Source organism: Comamonas koreensis (assembly GCF_014076495.1).
Taxonomy (GTDB): Bacteria; Pseudomonadota; Gammaproteobacteria; order Burkholderiales; family Burkholderiaceae_C; genus Comamonas; species Comamonas squillarum.
This window is the reverse complement of the sequence record NZ_CP043575.1, coordinates 4,307,232-4,321,058: the sequence shown is the minus strand read 5'-3', so window position 1 is coordinate 4,321,058 and position 13,827 is coordinate 4,307,232. Positions and strand designations below refer to the sequence as shown.

General features: G+C 66.0%; 14 protein-coding genes. 10 read left to right on the top strand and 4 right to left on the bottom strand.

The window, feature by feature from the left end; translation table 11 throughout:
• The first annotated feature begins 75 nt into the window (after positions 1-75).
• From F0Q04_RS19710 to F0Q04_RS19695, 4 genes are read left to right on the top strand one after another with little or no spacing between them, the layout of a single operon-like run.
• The gene (locus tag F0Q04_RS19710) at positions 76-744 is read left to right on the top strand and encodes an amino acid ABC transporter permease (RefSeq protein ID WP_116927185.1); all 669 of its coding nucleotides are present in this window, start codon (positions 76-78) and stop codon (positions 742-744) included.
• Position 745: 1 nt separating this feature from the next.
• Complete coding sequence (locus F0Q04_RS19705; RefSeq protein ID WP_182343062.1) at positions 746-1,519, top strand: amino acid ABC transporter ATP-binding protein; 774 nt, start codon at positions 746-748, stop codon at positions 1,517-1,519.
• Between the two features lie 18 nt (positions 1,520-1,537).
• Positions 1,538-2,008 carry an Lrp/AsnC family transcriptional regulator gene (locus F0Q04_RS19700; protein ID WP_021026316.1) on the top strand — a complete coding sequence of 157 codons (471 nt, stop codon included), beginning with the start codon at positions 1,538-1,540 and terminating at the stop codon, positions 2,006-2,008.
• 8 nt (positions 2,009-2,016) lie between these two features.
• On the top strand, positions 2,017-2,697 hold the full coding sequence (locus F0Q04_RS19695) for an aspartate/glutamate racemase family protein (protein ID WP_116927187.1): 681 nt from the start codon (positions 2,017-2,019) through the stop codon (positions 2,695-2,697).
• Between the two features lie 57 nt (positions 2,698-2,754).
• Here F0Q04_RS19695 and F0Q04_RS19690 read toward each other — a convergent pair whose 3' ends face one another.
• The 3 genes from F0Q04_RS19690 to F0Q04_RS19680 form a co-directional block, all read right to left on the bottom strand.
• Positions 2,755-4,014 carry an NAD(P)/FAD-dependent oxidoreductase gene (locus F0Q04_RS19690; protein WP_182343060.1) on the bottom strand — a complete coding sequence of 420 codons (1,260 nt, stop codon included), beginning with the start codon at positions 4,012-4,014 and terminating at the stop codon, positions 2,755-2,757.
• A 294-nt stretch (positions 4,015-4,308) separates the two neighbouring features.
• The gene (gene recJ, locus F0Q04_RS19685; protein ID WP_116927189.1) at positions 4,309-6,024 is read right to left on the bottom strand and encodes a single-stranded-DNA-specific exonuclease RecJ; all 1,716 of its coding nucleotides are present in this window, start codon (positions 6,022-6,024) and stop codon (positions 4,309-4,311) included.
• The gene (locus F0Q04_RS19680) at positions 6,021-6,941 is read right to left on the bottom strand and encodes a phosphoglycerate mutase (RefSeq protein WP_182343058.1); all 921 of its coding nucleotides are present in this window, start codon (positions 6,939-6,941) and stop codon (positions 6,021-6,023) included. Before F0Q04_RS19680 ends, recJ begins: the two co-directional genes overlap by 4 nt.
• Before the next feature lie 100 nt (positions 6,942-7,041).
• On the opposite strand from F0Q04_RS19680, the gene F0Q04_RS19675 reads away from it, so the two are divergent.
• The 4 genes from F0Q04_RS19675 to F0Q04_RS19660 are packed head-to-tail and all read left to right on the top strand — an operon-like array spanning position 7,042 to position 10,364.
• The gene (locus F0Q04_RS19675; protein WP_182343055.1) at positions 7,042-8,298 is read left to right on the top strand and encodes a lipoprotein-releasing ABC transporter permease subunit; all 1,257 of its coding nucleotides are present in this window, start codon (positions 7,042-7,044) and stop codon (positions 8,296-8,298) included.
• Positions 8,291-8,974: a lipoprotein-releasing ABC transporter ATP-binding protein LolD gene (gene lolD, locus F0Q04_RS19670; RefSeq protein WP_116927192.1), complete on the top strand. Its 684-nt coding sequence runs from the start codon at positions 8,291-8,293 to the stop codon at positions 8,972-8,974. The genes F0Q04_RS19675 and lolD overlap by 8 nt, the downstream gene beginning before the upstream one ends.
• A gap of 18 nt (positions 8,975-8,992) precedes the next feature.
• Entirely contained in the window at positions 8,993-9,865 is an 873-nt protein-coding gene (locus tag F0Q04_RS19665; RefSeq protein ID WP_182343053.1) for a TatD family hydrolase, read from the top strand.
• The gene (locus F0Q04_RS19660) at positions 9,858-10,364 is read left to right on the top strand and encodes a DNA-deoxyinosine glycosylase (protein ID WP_232539412.1); all 507 of its coding nucleotides are present in this window, start codon (positions 9,858-9,860) and stop codon (positions 10,362-10,364) included. The genes F0Q04_RS19665 and F0Q04_RS19660 overlap by 8 nt, the downstream gene beginning before the upstream one ends.
• Here F0Q04_RS19660 and F0Q04_RS19655 read toward each other — a convergent pair.
• A complete protein-coding gene (locus tag F0Q04_RS19655) occupies positions 10,343-10,636 on the bottom strand; it encodes a DUF2798 domain-containing protein (RefSeq protein WP_182343049.1) in 294 nt (97 codons plus the stop codon). The genes F0Q04_RS19660 and F0Q04_RS19655 overlap by 22 nt on opposite strands.
• Before the next feature lie 226 nt (positions 10,637-10,862).
• Between F0Q04_RS19655 and F0Q04_RS19650 the strand changes: the two genes are divergently transcribed.
• On the top strand, positions 10,863-11,648 hold the full coding sequence (locus F0Q04_RS19650) for a spermidine synthase (protein ID WP_182343047.1): 786 nt from the start codon (positions 10,863-10,865) through the stop codon (positions 11,646-11,648).
• A gap of 344 nt (positions 11,649-11,992) precedes the next feature.
• Positions 11,993-13,756 carry a GspE/PulE family protein gene (locus F0Q04_RS19645; protein WP_116927227.1) on the top strand — a complete coding sequence of 588 codons (1,764 nt, stop codon included), beginning with the start codon at positions 11,993-11,995 and terminating at the stop codon, positions 13,754-13,756.
• The last annotated feature ends 71 nt before the right edge of the window (positions 13,757-13,827 follow it).

Sequence of the window (13,827 nt, the reverse complement as noted above, 5' to 3'; positions counted from 1 at the left end):
TGGTGCCCATGTGAAACACCCCGGTTGCAGCCGCGTGCTGCCTCCGGGGTGTATGCGTTAAAGGTAGATTGATTTATGTACGAGTGGGACTTTAGTTTCCTGTGGAAGTACCGCATGCTGCTGGTCGGCGGCGTGGGCTACACCTTGCTGTTCACGGTGATCTGTATCCTGGGGGGCCTTGCGGTCGGGCTGGTTGCTGGCCTGGGGCGCCTGTCGAGCAACAAGATCGTCACGGCGCCGCTGCGCGCCTTTGTCGAGGTCTTCCGCTGCACGCCGGTGCTGGTGCAGCTGGTGTGGTTCTACTACGCGCTGCCCGTGCTCACCGGCATCGAGATGAGCGCGCCCGTGGCCGCTGCGCTGTGCCTGTCGCTGTACGGCGGCGCCTTCTATTCCGAAATCATCCGCGGCGGCATCATCTCCACCGATATCGGCCAGACCGAAGCGGGCCAGGCCATTGGCATGACGCGCGGCCAGGTGATGCGCCGCGTGATCCTGCCCCAGGCTTTCCGCAAGATGATTCCGCCGCTGGTCAACCAGTCGATCCTGCAGCTCAAGAACACCTCGCTGCTGATGGTGCTGGCCGTGCCCGATCTGCTCTACCAGGGCCAGGTGATCGCGCATGACACCTACCGCCCGCTGGAGGTCTACACCTTCATCGCCATCACCTATTTCGTGATTCTTTTCCCTGTGACCTTGTGGGCCAAGCGCCTGGAGCACGGCACATCGGCCGGCAAGGAGGCCTGAGATGCAAGACCAACCGCTCATTTGTATTCGTGGCCTCAAGAAATCCTTTGGCAAGCTCGATGTTCTCAAGGACATCTGCCTGGATGTGAACCGGGGCCAGGTGGTGGCGCTTATCGGGCCGTCGGGCTCGGGCAAGTCCACCTTGCTGCGCTGCATCAACCTGCTGACCGTGCCCGATGGCGGCGACATCCGCGTCGATGCGCAGTCGCTGGCCTTCAGCGGCAAGCAGACCCAGCTGCCCAAGGACAAGGTGCTGGCGGGCTTTCGTGCACGCACCGGCATGGTGTTCCAGCATTTCAACCTGTTCCCGCACATGACGGTGCTGCAAAACGTCATGGAAGGCCCGCTCACGGTGCTGCGCATCAGCAAGCCCGAAGCCCAGGCCCGCGCTACGGCCCTGCTGCAAAAGGTGGGTCTGGCCGAGCGCGTGCAGATGATGCCCGACCAGCTCTCGGGCGGCCAAAAGCAGCGCGTGGCCATTGCCCGCGCGCTGGCCATGCAGCCCAGCGTGATGCTGTTTGACGAGGCCACCTCCGCGCTCGACCCCGAGCTGGTCGGCGAGGTGCTCCAGGTCATCCAGTCGCTGGCGCGCGACGGCATGACCATGATCCTGGTGACCCACGAGATCGCCTTTGCCCGCGAGGTGGCCGACAAGGTCGTCTTCATGCGCGATGGTGTGGTGGTTGAGGAGGGCCCGCCCGCGCAGGTGATCGACAACCCGCAGCACGAGGCCACGCGCAGCTTTCTGGGCCGCATCATCGGCCACACCGCCTAACCAGCAGGGAGGAGAACCATGGATTTTCGACTCGACGATATTGACCGCAAGCTGCTGGCACTGTTGCAGGCTGACGCCCGCGAGTCCACGGCCAAGCTGGCGCGCAAGCTCAACCTGGCGCGCACGACGGTGGTTGCCCGCATTGCGCGCCTCGAAAAAGAAGGCGTCATTGCCGGCTACGGCGTGCGCCTGGGCTCCAAGCTCGAGCAGTCGGCCGTGCGCGCCTACTGCGGCATCAGCGTGATGCCCAAGACCGCCCAGGCGGTCATGCAGGTGCTCGAGAGCATCCCCGAGGTCGAAGAGGTCTCGGCCGTCTCCGGCCAGCATGACTACATGATCTTTTTGCGCTGCGACTCCAACGAAAAGCTCGATGCCTTGCTCGACCGCATCGGCCTGATCGAAGGCATTCGCCAGACCTACACCTCGGTGGTGCTGAGCCGCAAGATCGACCGCCGTGGCGCACTGCCGGCGCTGCCCCTGCTTGACTGAACCTGCCCATGTTGCCCGCCACTGCCTCTGTGCCTTTCCTCGGCATCCTGATGCTCGACACCCAGTTCCCGCGCCCGCCCGGGGACATCGGCAACCTGCAGACCTGGGCAGCGCTGGGCATCCCCGTGCAGATGCACAAGGTGCAAGGCGCCTCGCCCGCCAAGATCGTGCGCGAGGCCGATCCCCGCTTTGTGCAGCCCTTTGTCGATGCGGCCCGCGCAATGCAGGCGCAAGGCGCGGCGCTGATCACCACCAGCTGCGGCTTTCTGGCCGCCTACCAGGAGCTGCTGGCCAGCAGCGTCGATGTGCCCGTGGTCAGCTCCAGCCTGCTGCAGTGCGCGCAGCTGCCCCGGCCCGGTGTGGTCACGATTGCCGCTGCCAGCCTCACGCCGCGCATTCTGGCTGCCGCAGGCGTGCCCGAAGGCACCCCCGTGCAAGGCGTGGCGCCGGAGGGGGAATTTGCCAGGCGCATTCTCGGCAATGAATTGGAGATGGACATCGCCCAGGCCGAGCGCGATGTGGTGGCCGCTGCCGTTGCACTGTGCCAGGCCCATCCGCAGCTGGGATCGATCGTGCTGGAGTGCACGAATATGCCCGTCTACCGCGATGCCGTGGCGCGCGCCACCGGGCTGCCAGTGCATGATGTGGTGAGCCTGCTGGCGCAGCGCTGGGCGGCGCTGCCCGCCTGATTCTGGCCAGGCCTGAAGCGCCCGGCCATGCGGCCCGGGCGTAATTACAGAAGTTCTTTAGCCCTTGAGATAACGCTCGGCGCGGAACGGGCGCACATCGACCGGTGCATCGTCGCCGCGCATCAGCGCCGCCAAAATGGCGCCCGTGCCCGGCCCGGTGCTAAAGCCGATGTGCTGGTGGCCAAAGGCCAGCCAGAGGTTGCGCTGGCCCGGCATCGCGCCAATGATGGGACGGCTGTCGGGCAGGGTGGGGCGGCTGCCCATCCAGGGCGCGGGCTCCAGCGCCTGGCCCATGTCGATCGCCTCGCGGGCAGCGGCTTCGGCCAGGCCCAGCTGCACCGGGTTGGCGGGGGCGTCGATATCGGTCAGTTCCACGCCACTGGTCAGGCGCAGGCCTTGCTCCATCGGGCTGAGCACATAGGCGCCGGCGGTGTCATAGACCGGGCGCGAGATATTGCAGGACGCGGGCGGCGCAAAGTGCATGTGGTAGCCGCGCTCATAGGCCATCGGCACCTTCACGCCCAGGGTCGCCATGAACTGGCGGCTCCAGGGGCCCAGCGCGACCACCACGCGGTCGGCCTCCAGGCCATCGTGCGCACCATCGGCGCGGATGCGCCAGCGGCTGCCGGCCAGCGGCTCGACGGTCTTGATGCGCGCCTGCGCATACTGGCCGCCCTGCTTGCGGAACAGCTCGGCATAGGCCTTGACGACGTCGCCGGGGCTGTCGACCGACCAGCTGTCCTTGATCCACAGCGCGCGCTCAAAAATCGGGTTCAGGGCCGGCTCCAGCTGGCGGATGTGGTCGCGCTCGAGCACCTCGGTGGCCACGCCGAAGTGCGCCATGCGCTCGCGCGCCAGCGCGCCGCCGGCAAAGGCACTGGACTGGCGGTAGAGAAACATCCAGCCGTTGTCGCGCATGCGGTGGGCCGCGCCGCTGGCGCGCAGCAGCTGGGCATGCTCGTTCATCGACAGGCGGATGAGGCTGTCGAGCGCGGTGGTGGTTTCCTCAAACACCTGGGTGCGGGCCTGGGCGACAAAGCGCGCGGCCCAGCCCAGGTTCTGCAGCAGAAAGCGGGCCTGGTAGCGAAAGCCGGCGCTCTGGTTTTTCAGCAGCACCGGCAGGTTGCCCCAGAGGCTGGGGTTGTTGAAGGGCATCAGCGAGCTGCGCGCGATCACCCCGGCGTTACCGTACGAGGTCTCTTCGCCAGGGGCCAGCCGGTCCAGCAAGGTGACGCGAAAACCCTTTTTCTGCAGCGCCAATGCGCTGGCAACGCCCACCATGCCGGCGCCCAGCACGGCCACGGAAATATTGCTCATGGAATGTCTTGGTGCTTCACAGCCATCTAGAAAGTATCTAGCCTATGACTGATATTAAATTAACAATCAAACCCATGGGGTGGCCGAGTACTGGCGCCCGGGCCCGTGCCGGACTGGAAGGCCAGCCCGTCCCGCCGTGCACCCCATGGTCAGAATGCCAGTGCAACACGGATCTTGTGCACGGGCGACTGCGGCGCGTATTTTAGAAAATTACGGTGACCCAGGTCTTCCGCATTCGCGCTATTTCCTTAACTTTTAGTAAAGTCTTGCGGCCCCTCAAATCCCCGGCCCCGCTCAGCTGGGCAGCTGCGCGCCTTCGACCAGGAACTGCAGCTTGCGCTGGCCCTGCCATTCATTGATGTCCAGCCGGTAGGCCAGCAGCACCTTGGCCGGCAGTGGCTCGGTATGGCCAAACCAGATGCCGTCCACCATCTCGCCATGGTGGCGCAGCTTCAGCGACAAATGTTTTTCCCCCACCAGGCGCTGGCTGACGATCTCCAGCTCTTCGCTGAAGGTGGGCGGCGCAAAGCCCTGGCCCCAGACCTGGCTGTTGAGCGTGTCCACGGTCTCGGCATGGCGAAACTGCACCGGCAGCGGGCCATCGGTCTCCAGCTGGCGGGTGAGCGTGCGCTCATCGAGCCATTCCTGCGCAACCTGGGCGAGGGCCTGCTCAAACACCTCGAAATCGTCCAGCGCAATCGTGCAGCCCGCCGCCATCGCATGGCCGCCGAACTTGATCAGCACGCCTGGGTGGCGCTTGGCCACCAGGTCCAGCGCATCGCGCAGATGGAAGCCGGGGATCGAGCGGCCCGAGCCCTTGAGCTCATGCTCATGGCCCGGTGCGCTGCTGGCGGCAAACACAAAGCTTGGGCGGTGCAGCTTGTCCTTGATGCGCGAGGCAACGATGCCCACCACGCCTTCGTGGAAGTCCGGGTCAAACACGCTCACAGCCGGTGGCGGCTCGGTGCCTTCTTCAAACAAGGCCTCTGCCAGCAGCATCGCGTGCTCGCGCATGCCCGTCTCGATATCGCGGCGCTCGCGGTTGATGGCGTCGAGCTGGCGCGCCAGGGTGTCGGCCAGCAAGGTGTCGTCGGTCAGCAGGCATTCGATGCCGATGGTCATGTCGGCCAGGCGCCCGGCGGCATTGATGCGCGGGCCCAGCGCAAAACCAAAGTCAAAGGTGCTGGCGGTGGCCGCGCGCCGGCTGGCGGCCGAGAAGAGTGCGCCCAGGCCCGGGGGCATATGGCCGGCGCGGATGCGGCGCAGGCCCTGGGCCACCAGGCGGCGGTTGTTGGCATCGAGCTTGACCACATCGGCGACGGTGCCCAGTGCCACCAGCGGCAGCAGGCTGTCCAGGCGCGGCTGGGCCATGTCGGCAAAGGCACCGCGATCGCGCAACTCGGCGCGCAAGGCCATCAGCACATAGAACATCACGCCGACACCGGCCATGGCCTTGCTGGCAAAGCTGCAGCCGGGCTGGTTGGGATTGACGATGGCATCGGCCGCCGGCAGGGTGGCTGCCGGCAGGTGGTGGTCGGTGACGATCACCGTCATGCCCAGCGCCTTGGCACGCGCCACGCCGTCCACGCTGGCAATGCCGTTGTCCACGGTCACCAGCACCTGCGCGCCTTGCTGGTGCACGCGCTCGGCAATCGCTGCCGTCAGGCCATAGCCATCGACCACGCGGTCGGGCACCAGGTAGCTGACCTGCTGGGCGCCCAACATGCGCAGGCCGCGCAGGGCCACGGCGCAGGCGGTGGCGCCGTCGCAGTCGTAATCGGCCACGACGCAGATGCGCTGCTGGCGGCCAATCGCATCGGCCAGCAGCAGCGCCGCCTCGCGCGTGCCCAGCAGGCCAGCGGGCGGCAGCAGCTGCGCCAGGCCATCGTCCAGCTCAGCAGCGGCCTGCACACCGCGCGCGGCAAACAGGCGGGCGAGCAGCGGGTGCACGCCTGCCTGCTCCAGCGCCCAGACGGTGCGCGGGGGAATATCTCGGGCCAGAATTTTCATAAAGAACTTAGAAGCGCCATGGGCTTGGTCGGAGCCAGCCATTGCTTGATTTGGGGTAGCCAGCCGGGGGCCGGGGGCGCCAGCGTGATGGCATTTTTCTCGCCGCACAGGCTGATCTGGCTCCACGCGGTGGAGGCCAGTGTCGCATCCAGCTGCTGCCACTGCTGCTGCCAGCTGCGCCAATCCCCCACCAGGGCGCTGTCGCGCAGCGTGATGTTCAGCACCGGCGTCTGGGCGGGCAGTTGGTAGCCGGCGGGCAGGGCGCCAGCGCCATGCACCCAGAACGAATTGATGGGCGCGCGGCCACTGGCCTCGCGTGCGTCGCTGAAGGCATGGGTGTAGAGCAGCATCTGCATCTCGGTCTGCAGGCGCTGGAGTACCGCCGCTTGGGCCTTGTCGGGCAGCCAGGGCCGCACATCGCGCAGCGCAATGCGGTCGAGCGCCGCAGTATCGAGCTGCGCAAGCACGGGGCCACGCGCCAGCCAGCGGTCGGGCCGGTCGTAGACCAGCGCAATGCCGTCTTCGCTGAACCAGGGCGCCATGATGGCCAGCAGGCTGCGCGATTCGTCCTCGCTCATCTGCGCGGCAGAAAGGTCGCTCATGCGCACCTGGTCGGGCGAGATCTGCCAGTGGCAGGGCGAGAGAAAGGCCCAGGCGGCATCGCCCGGCGCCTGGCCGTTTTGCAGTTGCTGCAGCGCAGCCCAGGGTGTGGCCTTGGGCGGCAGGCCCAAAGCCTTGGCCAGCACGCGTTCATGGGGCGGGGCAAAATCTTCCAGCGCGCCGTTGTCGCTGGCGCTGACAGACCACCGCTTGAGCAGGCGTTGCAGGTTCGGCAGGGGGAGCGCCTGCAAGGCTTGCTGGCAGCCCGGCTCGTCCGTGGCTGCGTAGGAGATGATCAAATGCTGGTTTTCCGACATGGGTCTATTGTCGGCGATGCCACAATGCGGTTTGCGGTGCAGTGGATTAAGGTGCTGTATTTGCCGAGCGGATGCACCAAATATATTTTTAGAACGATTTATGCAGATTCCCTATGAATTGGCGCTGGGTTGGCGCTACACCCGTGCGGGCCGTGCAACCCGGCGCAACGGGTTTATTTCGTTCATCTCGGGCGTGTCCATGCTGGGCATTGCACTGGGGGTGGCGGCCTTGATCATCGTGCTGTCGGTGATGAACGGTTTTCAAAAAGAGGTGCGCGACCGCATGCTCAGCGTGGTCTCGCATATCGAGATCTTCACGCCCGGGGGCGACGCCTTGCCCGATCCGGCCCGCACCATTGCCGAGGCCAAGGCCAACCCGAACGTGATTGGCGCGGCACCGTTTGTCTCGGCCCAGGCGCTGGTCGCCCGCGGTGAGGACATGCGCGGCGCCTTGCTGCGCGGCATTGACCCGGCGCTCGAGCCCGAGGTCACCGACATGACCACCGGCATCGACCAAAGCAGTCTGCAGGCGCTCACACCGGGCAGCTTCCATGTGGTGCTGGGCTCGGAGCTGGCGCGCATTCTGGGCGTGGGTCAGGGCGACCAGGTCACCTTGATCGTGCCCAGCGGCCAGGTCACGCCAGCGGGCACCGTGCCGCGCCTCAAGCAGATGCAGGTGGTGGGCACCTTCAATTCCGGCCACTACGAGTACGACTCCACCCTGGTGCTGATGCACCATGAGGATGCCGAGCGCCTGTTCCGCCTCGAAGGCCCGACCGGCGTGCGCCTCAAGCTCAAGGACCTGCACCAGGCCCCCGAGGTGACCCAGCAGCTGGCCCATAGCCTGAGCGGCCACCTGCTGATCCGCGACTGGACGCAGCAGAACAAGACCTGGTTTGCTGCCGTTCAGGTTGAAAAACGCATGATGTTCATCATCCTGACGCTGATCGTTGCCGTGGCCGCGTTCAACCTGGTGACCACCTTGGTGATGACGGTCACCGACAAGCGCGCCGATATCGCGATCCTGCGCACCCTGGGCGCGAGCCCGCGCAGCATCATGGGCGTGTTTGTCGTGCAGGGCGCGCTCGTTGGTGTCATCGGCACCCTGGCCGGCCTGGGCCTGGGCCTCTTGGTGGCCTGCAATATCGATGTGATCGTGCCCGCCATCGAGCGCGCACTGCACACCAGCTTCCTGCCCAAGGACATTTACCTCATCAGCCAGATGCCCAGCGAGCCCCAGCGCAGCGATATCGTGCCGATTACCGTCATTTCCCTGATCCTGGCCTTTGTGGCCACCCTGTATCCCAGCTGGCGCGCCAGCCGCGTGAACCCCGCCGAGGCGCTGCGTTATGAATGATTCGTCCATCGTCCTGGAGGCCTCGGGCCTGACCAAGCGCTTTACCGAAGGCCTGCTCGATGTGCAGGTGCTCCATGGCATCGACTTGCAGGTGCGCGCCGGCGAGACCCTGGCCATTGTCGGCGCCTCGGGCTCGGGCAAATCCACCTTGCTGCACTTGCTCGGCGGGCTGGATGCGCCCAGCAGCGGCACGGTCAGCCTGCACGGCCAGCGGCTCGATACGCTCAGCGCCAGCCGCCAGGGCGAGCTACGCAACCAGCACCTGGGCTTTATCTACCAGTTCCACCATCTGCTGCCCGAGTTCAGCGCGCTGGACAACGTCGCGATGCCGCTGCGCATCCGCCGCCTGCCCTATGCCGAATGCGCCGAGCGCGCGCGCGACGTGCTGGCCTCGGTGGGCCTCAAGGACCGCGTGCTGCACCGCCCCGCCGAGCTCTCGGGCGGCGAGCGCCAGCGCGTGGCCATTGCGCGCGCGCTGGTCACGCAGCCCGCCTGCGTGCTGGCCGATGAGCCCACCGGCAACCTGGACCGCGCCACCGCCGACACCGTGTTTGCGCTGATGCTGCAGCTGGCGCGCGAGCGCGGCACGGCCTTTGTCATGGTCACCCATGATGGCGAGCTGGCCCAGCGCTGCGACCGTGCGGTGCGCATGGTCAACGGGCGTTTTGAAGCCTGAGAGCGCCCCTGAGGCCGCATGCCTTTCTGGATTGACACCCACTGCCACTGGGATGCGCCCGAGTTCGATGCCGACCGCGATGCACTGCGCGCCGCTGCGCAAGTGGCCGGGGTGGCGCATTGCGTGATCCCGGCGGTGGAGCGCAGCAACTGGGCCACCGTGCGCGAGCTCGCCCAGCGCTGGGGCGACAGCTATGCGCTGGGCATCCACCCGCTCTACACCGGCCGCGCGGCCGAAGCCGACATTGACGCCTTGGCCACCATGCTCGAAGACTGCCAGGCTGACCCGCGCCTGGTCGCGATTGGCGAGATCGGCCTGGATTTTTTTGTGCCTGGGCTCGATGCCGAGCGCCAGACCTGGTTTTACGAGCAGCAGCTGCAGCTGGCGCGCCGCTTTGACTTGCCCGTGATCTTGCATGTGCGCCGTTCGTCGGACCAGCTGCTGCGGGCGCTGCGCCGCTGGCCGGTGCAGGGCGGCATTGCGCATGCCTTCAACGGCAGCCTGCAGCAGGCGCAGCAATTTATCGAGCGCGGCTTTGCGCTGGGCTTTGGCGGCGCCGTCACCTATGAGCGCGCGCTGCACCTGCGCCGCCTGCTGCAGCAGCTGCCGATGGAGGCCATCGTTGTCGAGACCGATGCACCCGATATTCCGCCGCACTGGCTCTACACCACCGCCGAGCAGCGTGCCGCCGGCCAGGCCCAGGGCCGCAACCAGCCGGCCGAAATTCCGCGCATTGCCCAGGTGATGGTCGACCTGCGAGCCCAGGCCCAAGCGGAGGAGGCATTGACTGCGACGGACTGGCAGCTGGCCACCAGCGCCAATGCCGCAAGGGTGCTGCCAAGGCTGCAGCCTTTGCTGCCCGGCGCCGATGGGGGATCGCCGCATGGCTGATGCGCTGCTGTGCGGTCTGGCCCCGGTTGTGGGGCCGGGCACCAAGGTCGTGATTCTGGGTAGCTTCCCCGGTGTGCAGTCCTTGCAGCTGCAGCAGTACTACGCCCATCCACGCAACCAGATGTGGCCGCTGCTGGCAGCGCTGTGGCCCGCGCACCCGCAGCCCGCCGCCTATGCCCAGCGCTGCGCCTGGCTGCTGGCGCGGGGCCTGGGCCTGTGGGATGTCTATGCCGCCTGCGAGCGCGAAGGCAGTCTGGACACCAACATCCGCCATGCGCAGCTCAACGATTTTGTGGCGCTCCAGCAGCAGTGCCCGCAGCTGGTGGCTGCCGCCCACAACGGCGGCGAGAGCTTTCGCCATGCGCCCCGGGTGCAGGCCGTGCTGGGCCTGCCCAGCTACCGGCTGCCCTCCAGCAGCCCGGCCAATGCGTCATGGAGCTTTGAGCGCAAACTGGCCGGCTGGCGCGAGGTGATGCATCACTGTGGACTGCTGGCCTGAGCGCTTGCAGCAGCAACGCTTGCGCGCGCAGGGCTTGGAGAGACGGGGCTGCCGCCGACCATGCGCCATGACAGGCGCTGCACTGCGGGCGCCAGCAGCACCACGATCGTGAATGCCGCTGGCCAGGACAGCAGGTAGGCATGCAGCCAGCGCGAGAGAAAATCCCTGACAAAGCCCAGGTTCAACCAGGTGACCCAGGCGGTCATCAGGCCCGAGAGCAGCATGGACATGATGACGGAGGACAGAAAGCGTTGTTTGAGAGCGTTGGACATCAGCGAGCCAGAAAAATCAATGCCGCAGTCTAAAGCGATGCATCGTCTGCCAAGTGCCTCACCGTGGTCTGCAAGCGACATTGCCTATCTGTGGCGACCATTTATTTCAAAATAACTATGGAAGGCTTTCAAGGAGCGACTGCTACCTTGTCCCGATCCGCTCCCAGGCTGGCGGGCCAGGGTTATGCACTGAGCCGGGCAGGACAACGGCTGATAATCCCACCCCATGACGACGAAAAGAAAATCTCCGCAGGCGGCCCAGCCGCTGCCCGAGGTCACGATCTCCGACTTTGACGGAGCCCGCTACCTGCACCTGGGCACCCCTTGGGTGCAAGGCTCGATGCGCATCAAGAAGCCTTTTGATATCGACCTGGAATATGTGCAGCGCATGATGGCCTGGCTGCTGCTGGTGGACTGGCCCACAGTGCCCGAGCGCCGTGCGATGCAGCTGGGTCTGGGGGCTGCGGCTGCGACCAAGTTCTGCGCGCAAAAGCTGGGCATGGCCAGCACCACCGCCATTGAGCTCAATCCCCAAGTGATCACCGTCTGCCGCCAGTGGTTCAAACTGCCGCCCGACAGCGACAAGCTCCAGGTTGTGCTGGGCGATGCGGGCGTGGAAATCCAGAAGCCCCAGTACCTGCAGACTGTTGATGCGCTGCAGGTCGATCTGTATGACCACGAGGCCGCAGCGCCCGTGCTCGACAGCCCCGACTTCTACCAGCACTGCCGCAACCTGCTGACCGAGGACGGCTGCATGACCGTCAACCTGTTTGGCCGCACCAACAGCTTTGCCCGCAGCCTCGCCCATATCCAGGAGGCCTTTGGCCCCGAAGCGGTCTGGCGCTTTGCGGCGACCAAGGAGGGCAACACCGTGGTACTGGCCCAGCGCATGGCCAGCCGCCCCAGCCGCGAGCTGCTCAGCCAGCGCGCCGACCAGGTGCAGCAGCAGACGGGCTTGCCGGCGCTCAAGTGGTTAAAGGTTTTTAAACCTGTGCAGCCGGTCGCCGCCTGACTTTACGCAGCGAGTCTCGGTCATTCAGGTATAAAGCCAGAAGACAAAAAATACCGAGGGAATAAACCATGGCAGCGCCTGACCAGCCAAGCAAACACCACAAGAGCCGGGGCGATGCCTTGCCCGGCGATACCGCCGTCAAAAGCCGCTCGTCCAGTGGTGCGGGGGGCAGTGGTTCGTCCGGTGCTGCGGCGCCGATCCGGCGCTCGGCGGTCTTTGTGCCTGGCAAGGTGGACGAGGGCCCTGCGCCGTCCCAATCCACGGGGCCGGCCTCGGTGCCGTCCACACCCAGCGGGTCGGGCCCGGCCTCGGTGCCACCAGTGCGCAGCGGCCTGCCTGCGCTGATGCAGCGCGGGCTCGAGCTGACCCAAATCATCAACTGGCTGCAGGCCGATGGCTGGATCAGCTCCGAGCTGGCCCAGGCCACCATCAACCGCTGCAGCCACGCGGCCAGCAGCCAGCACCCGATCGTGCGCCTGGCCAGCGTGGTGGTGCCGCGCCAGCAGGACGGCAAGGCGCTCGATGTAGAACTGCTCACCGAGTTTGTCGCCAAGCACTGCGGCCTGCCTTATTACAAGATCGATCCGCTCAAGGTCGATGCCGCCAAGGTGGCTGAAACCATGGGCGCGCCCTATGCGCAGCGCCACGGCATCCTGCCAGTGCAGGTCACCGCCCACGAGGTGGTGATTGCGGTCAAGGAGCCCTGGATTGACGAGTGGGTCAGTGAGGTGGAGCGCCAGGCGCGGCGCAAGGTGCGCCGGGTGCTGGCCAACCCCAAGGACATCGACCGCTACCGCAGCGAATTCTTTGCGCTGGCCAAATCGGTCAAGGCCGCCAGCAAGCTGGGCGGCTCGCTGAGCTCACTGGGCAACTTCGAGCAGCTGGTCGATCTCAGCAACACCAACCAGCAGTTCGATGCCAATGACCAGGGCATCATCCGCCTGGTGGACTGGCTGTGGCAGTTCGCGTTTGCGCAGCGCGCCAGCGATATCCACCTGGAGCCGCGCCGCGACCAGTCGGTGATCCGTTTTCGCATTGACGGGGTGCTGCACAAGGTCTACCAGATGCCGCTGGGCGTGCACAACGCCATCGTCTCGCGCGTCAAGCTGCTCGGCCGCATCGACGTGGTGGAAAAGCGCCGCCCGCAGGATGGCCGCATCAAGACCCGCAACACCTTGGGCGACGAGGTGGAAATGCGTCTGTCCACCTTGCCCACCGCCTTTGGCGAGAAGATGGTGATGCGGATCTTTGACCCGGAAAACACCGTCAAGGACCTGTCGGCCCTGGGCTTTACCGCCCATGATGCGCAGCGCTGGGAGCAGCTGGTTGAGCGCCCCCACGGCATCATTTTGGTCACCGGCCCGACCGGCTCGGGCAAGACCACCACCTTGTATTCCACGTTGAAGCGCCTGGCCACCGAAGAGGTCAATGTCTCGACCGTGGAGGACCCGATCGAAATGATCGAGCCGGCATTCAACCAGACCCAGGTGCAGCCAGCGCTCGATTTCAGCTTTGTCGAAGGCCTGCGCGCGCTGATGCGCCAGGACCCGGACATCATCATGGTCGGCGAAATCCGCGATCTGGAAACCGCTGAAATGGCGGTGCAGTCTGCGCTGACCGGCCACCTGGTGTTCTCGACCTTGCACACCAACGATGCCCCCAGCGCCATCAGCCGCTTGATGGAGCTGGGCGTGCCGCCCTACCTGATCAATGCCACCTTGCTGGGCGTGCTGGCCCAGCGCCTGGTGCGCACGCTGTGCCCGCAGTGCAAGCAGCCTGACGAGGCGGCATCGACCGACGCACTGACCGCCGCCATCCAGCCCTGGAAAATCAAGCGCGACTACCGGCCCTACAAGCCGGTGGGCTGCGAAGAGTGCCGCGACACCGGCTTTCGCGGCCGCATGGGCCTGTACGAGCTGCTCACGGTCTCTGAAGCGCTCAAGGACCAGGTGCATGCCTCGCCGTCGATGTCGGTACTGCGCCGCCAGGCGGTGAAGGACGGCATGCACCCGCTGCGCCTGGCCGGCGCCCTGCGCGTGTCCGAGGGCCTGACCACCATCGAAGAGGTGATGGCCAACACCCCCCCCATCGAGATGGGCGACCGCTAAAAAACCGGCTGCATCGACCACCACCAGCGTACATGGTGGCGTTGCGCCGGCAGGGACTTACCCTTGTCACT

Excerpts from the sequence above, each read along its gene's own strand:
- F0Q04_RS19710 (WP_116927185.1), top strand. The coding sequence starts at position 76 with ATGTACGAGTGGGACTTTAGTTTCCTGTGGAAGTACCGCATGCTGCTG.
- F0Q04_RS19705 (WP_182343062.1), top strand. The coding sequence starts at position 746 with ATGCAAGACCAACCGCTCATTTGTATTCGTGGCCTCAAGAAATCCTTT.
- F0Q04_RS19700 (WP_021026316.1), top strand. The coding sequence starts at position 1,538 with ATGGATTTTCGACTCGACGATATTGACCGCAAGCTGCTGGCACTGTTG.
- F0Q04_RS19695 (WP_116927187.1), top strand. The coding sequence starts at position 2,017 with ATGTTGCCCGCCACTGCCTCTGTGCCTTTCCTCGGCATCCTGATGCTC.
- F0Q04_RS19690 (WP_182343060.1), bottom strand. The coding sequence starts at position 4,014 with ATGAGCAATATTTCCGTGGCCGTGCTGGGCGCCGGCATGGTGGGCGTT.
- recJ (WP_116927189.1), bottom strand. The coding sequence starts at position 6,024 with ATGAAAATTCTGGCCCGAGATATTCCCCCGCGCACCGTCTGGGCGCTG.
- F0Q04_RS19680 (WP_182343058.1), bottom strand. The coding sequence starts at position 6,941 with ATGTCGGAAAACCAGCATTTGATCATCTCCTACGCAGCCACGGACGAG.
- F0Q04_RS19675 (WP_182343055.1), top strand. The coding sequence starts at position 7,042 with ATGCAGATTCCCTATGAATTGGCGCTGGGTTGGCGCTACACCCGTGCG.
- lolD (WP_116927192.1), top strand. The coding sequence starts at position 8,291 with ATGAATGATTCGTCCATCGTCCTGGAGGCCTCGGGCCTGACCAAGCGC.
- F0Q04_RS19665 (WP_182343053.1), top strand. The coding sequence starts at position 8,993 with ATGCCTTTCTGGATTGACACCCACTGCCACTGGGATGCGCCCGAGTTC.
- F0Q04_RS19660 (WP_232539412.1), top strand. The coding sequence starts at position 9,858 with ATGGCTGATGCGCTGCTGTGCGGTCTGGCCCCGGTTGTGGGGCCGGGC.
- F0Q04_RS19655 (WP_182343049.1), bottom strand. The coding sequence starts at position 10,636 with ATGTCCAACGCTCTCAAACAACGCTTTCTGTCCTCCGTCATCATGTCC.
- F0Q04_RS19650 (WP_182343047.1), top strand. The coding sequence starts at position 10,863 with ATGACGACGAAAAGAAAATCTCCGCAGGCGGCCCAGCCGCTGCCCGAG.
- F0Q04_RS19645 (WP_116927227.1), top strand. The coding sequence starts at position 11,993 with ATGCAGCGCGGGCTCGAGCTGACCCAAATCATCAACTGGCTGCAGGCC.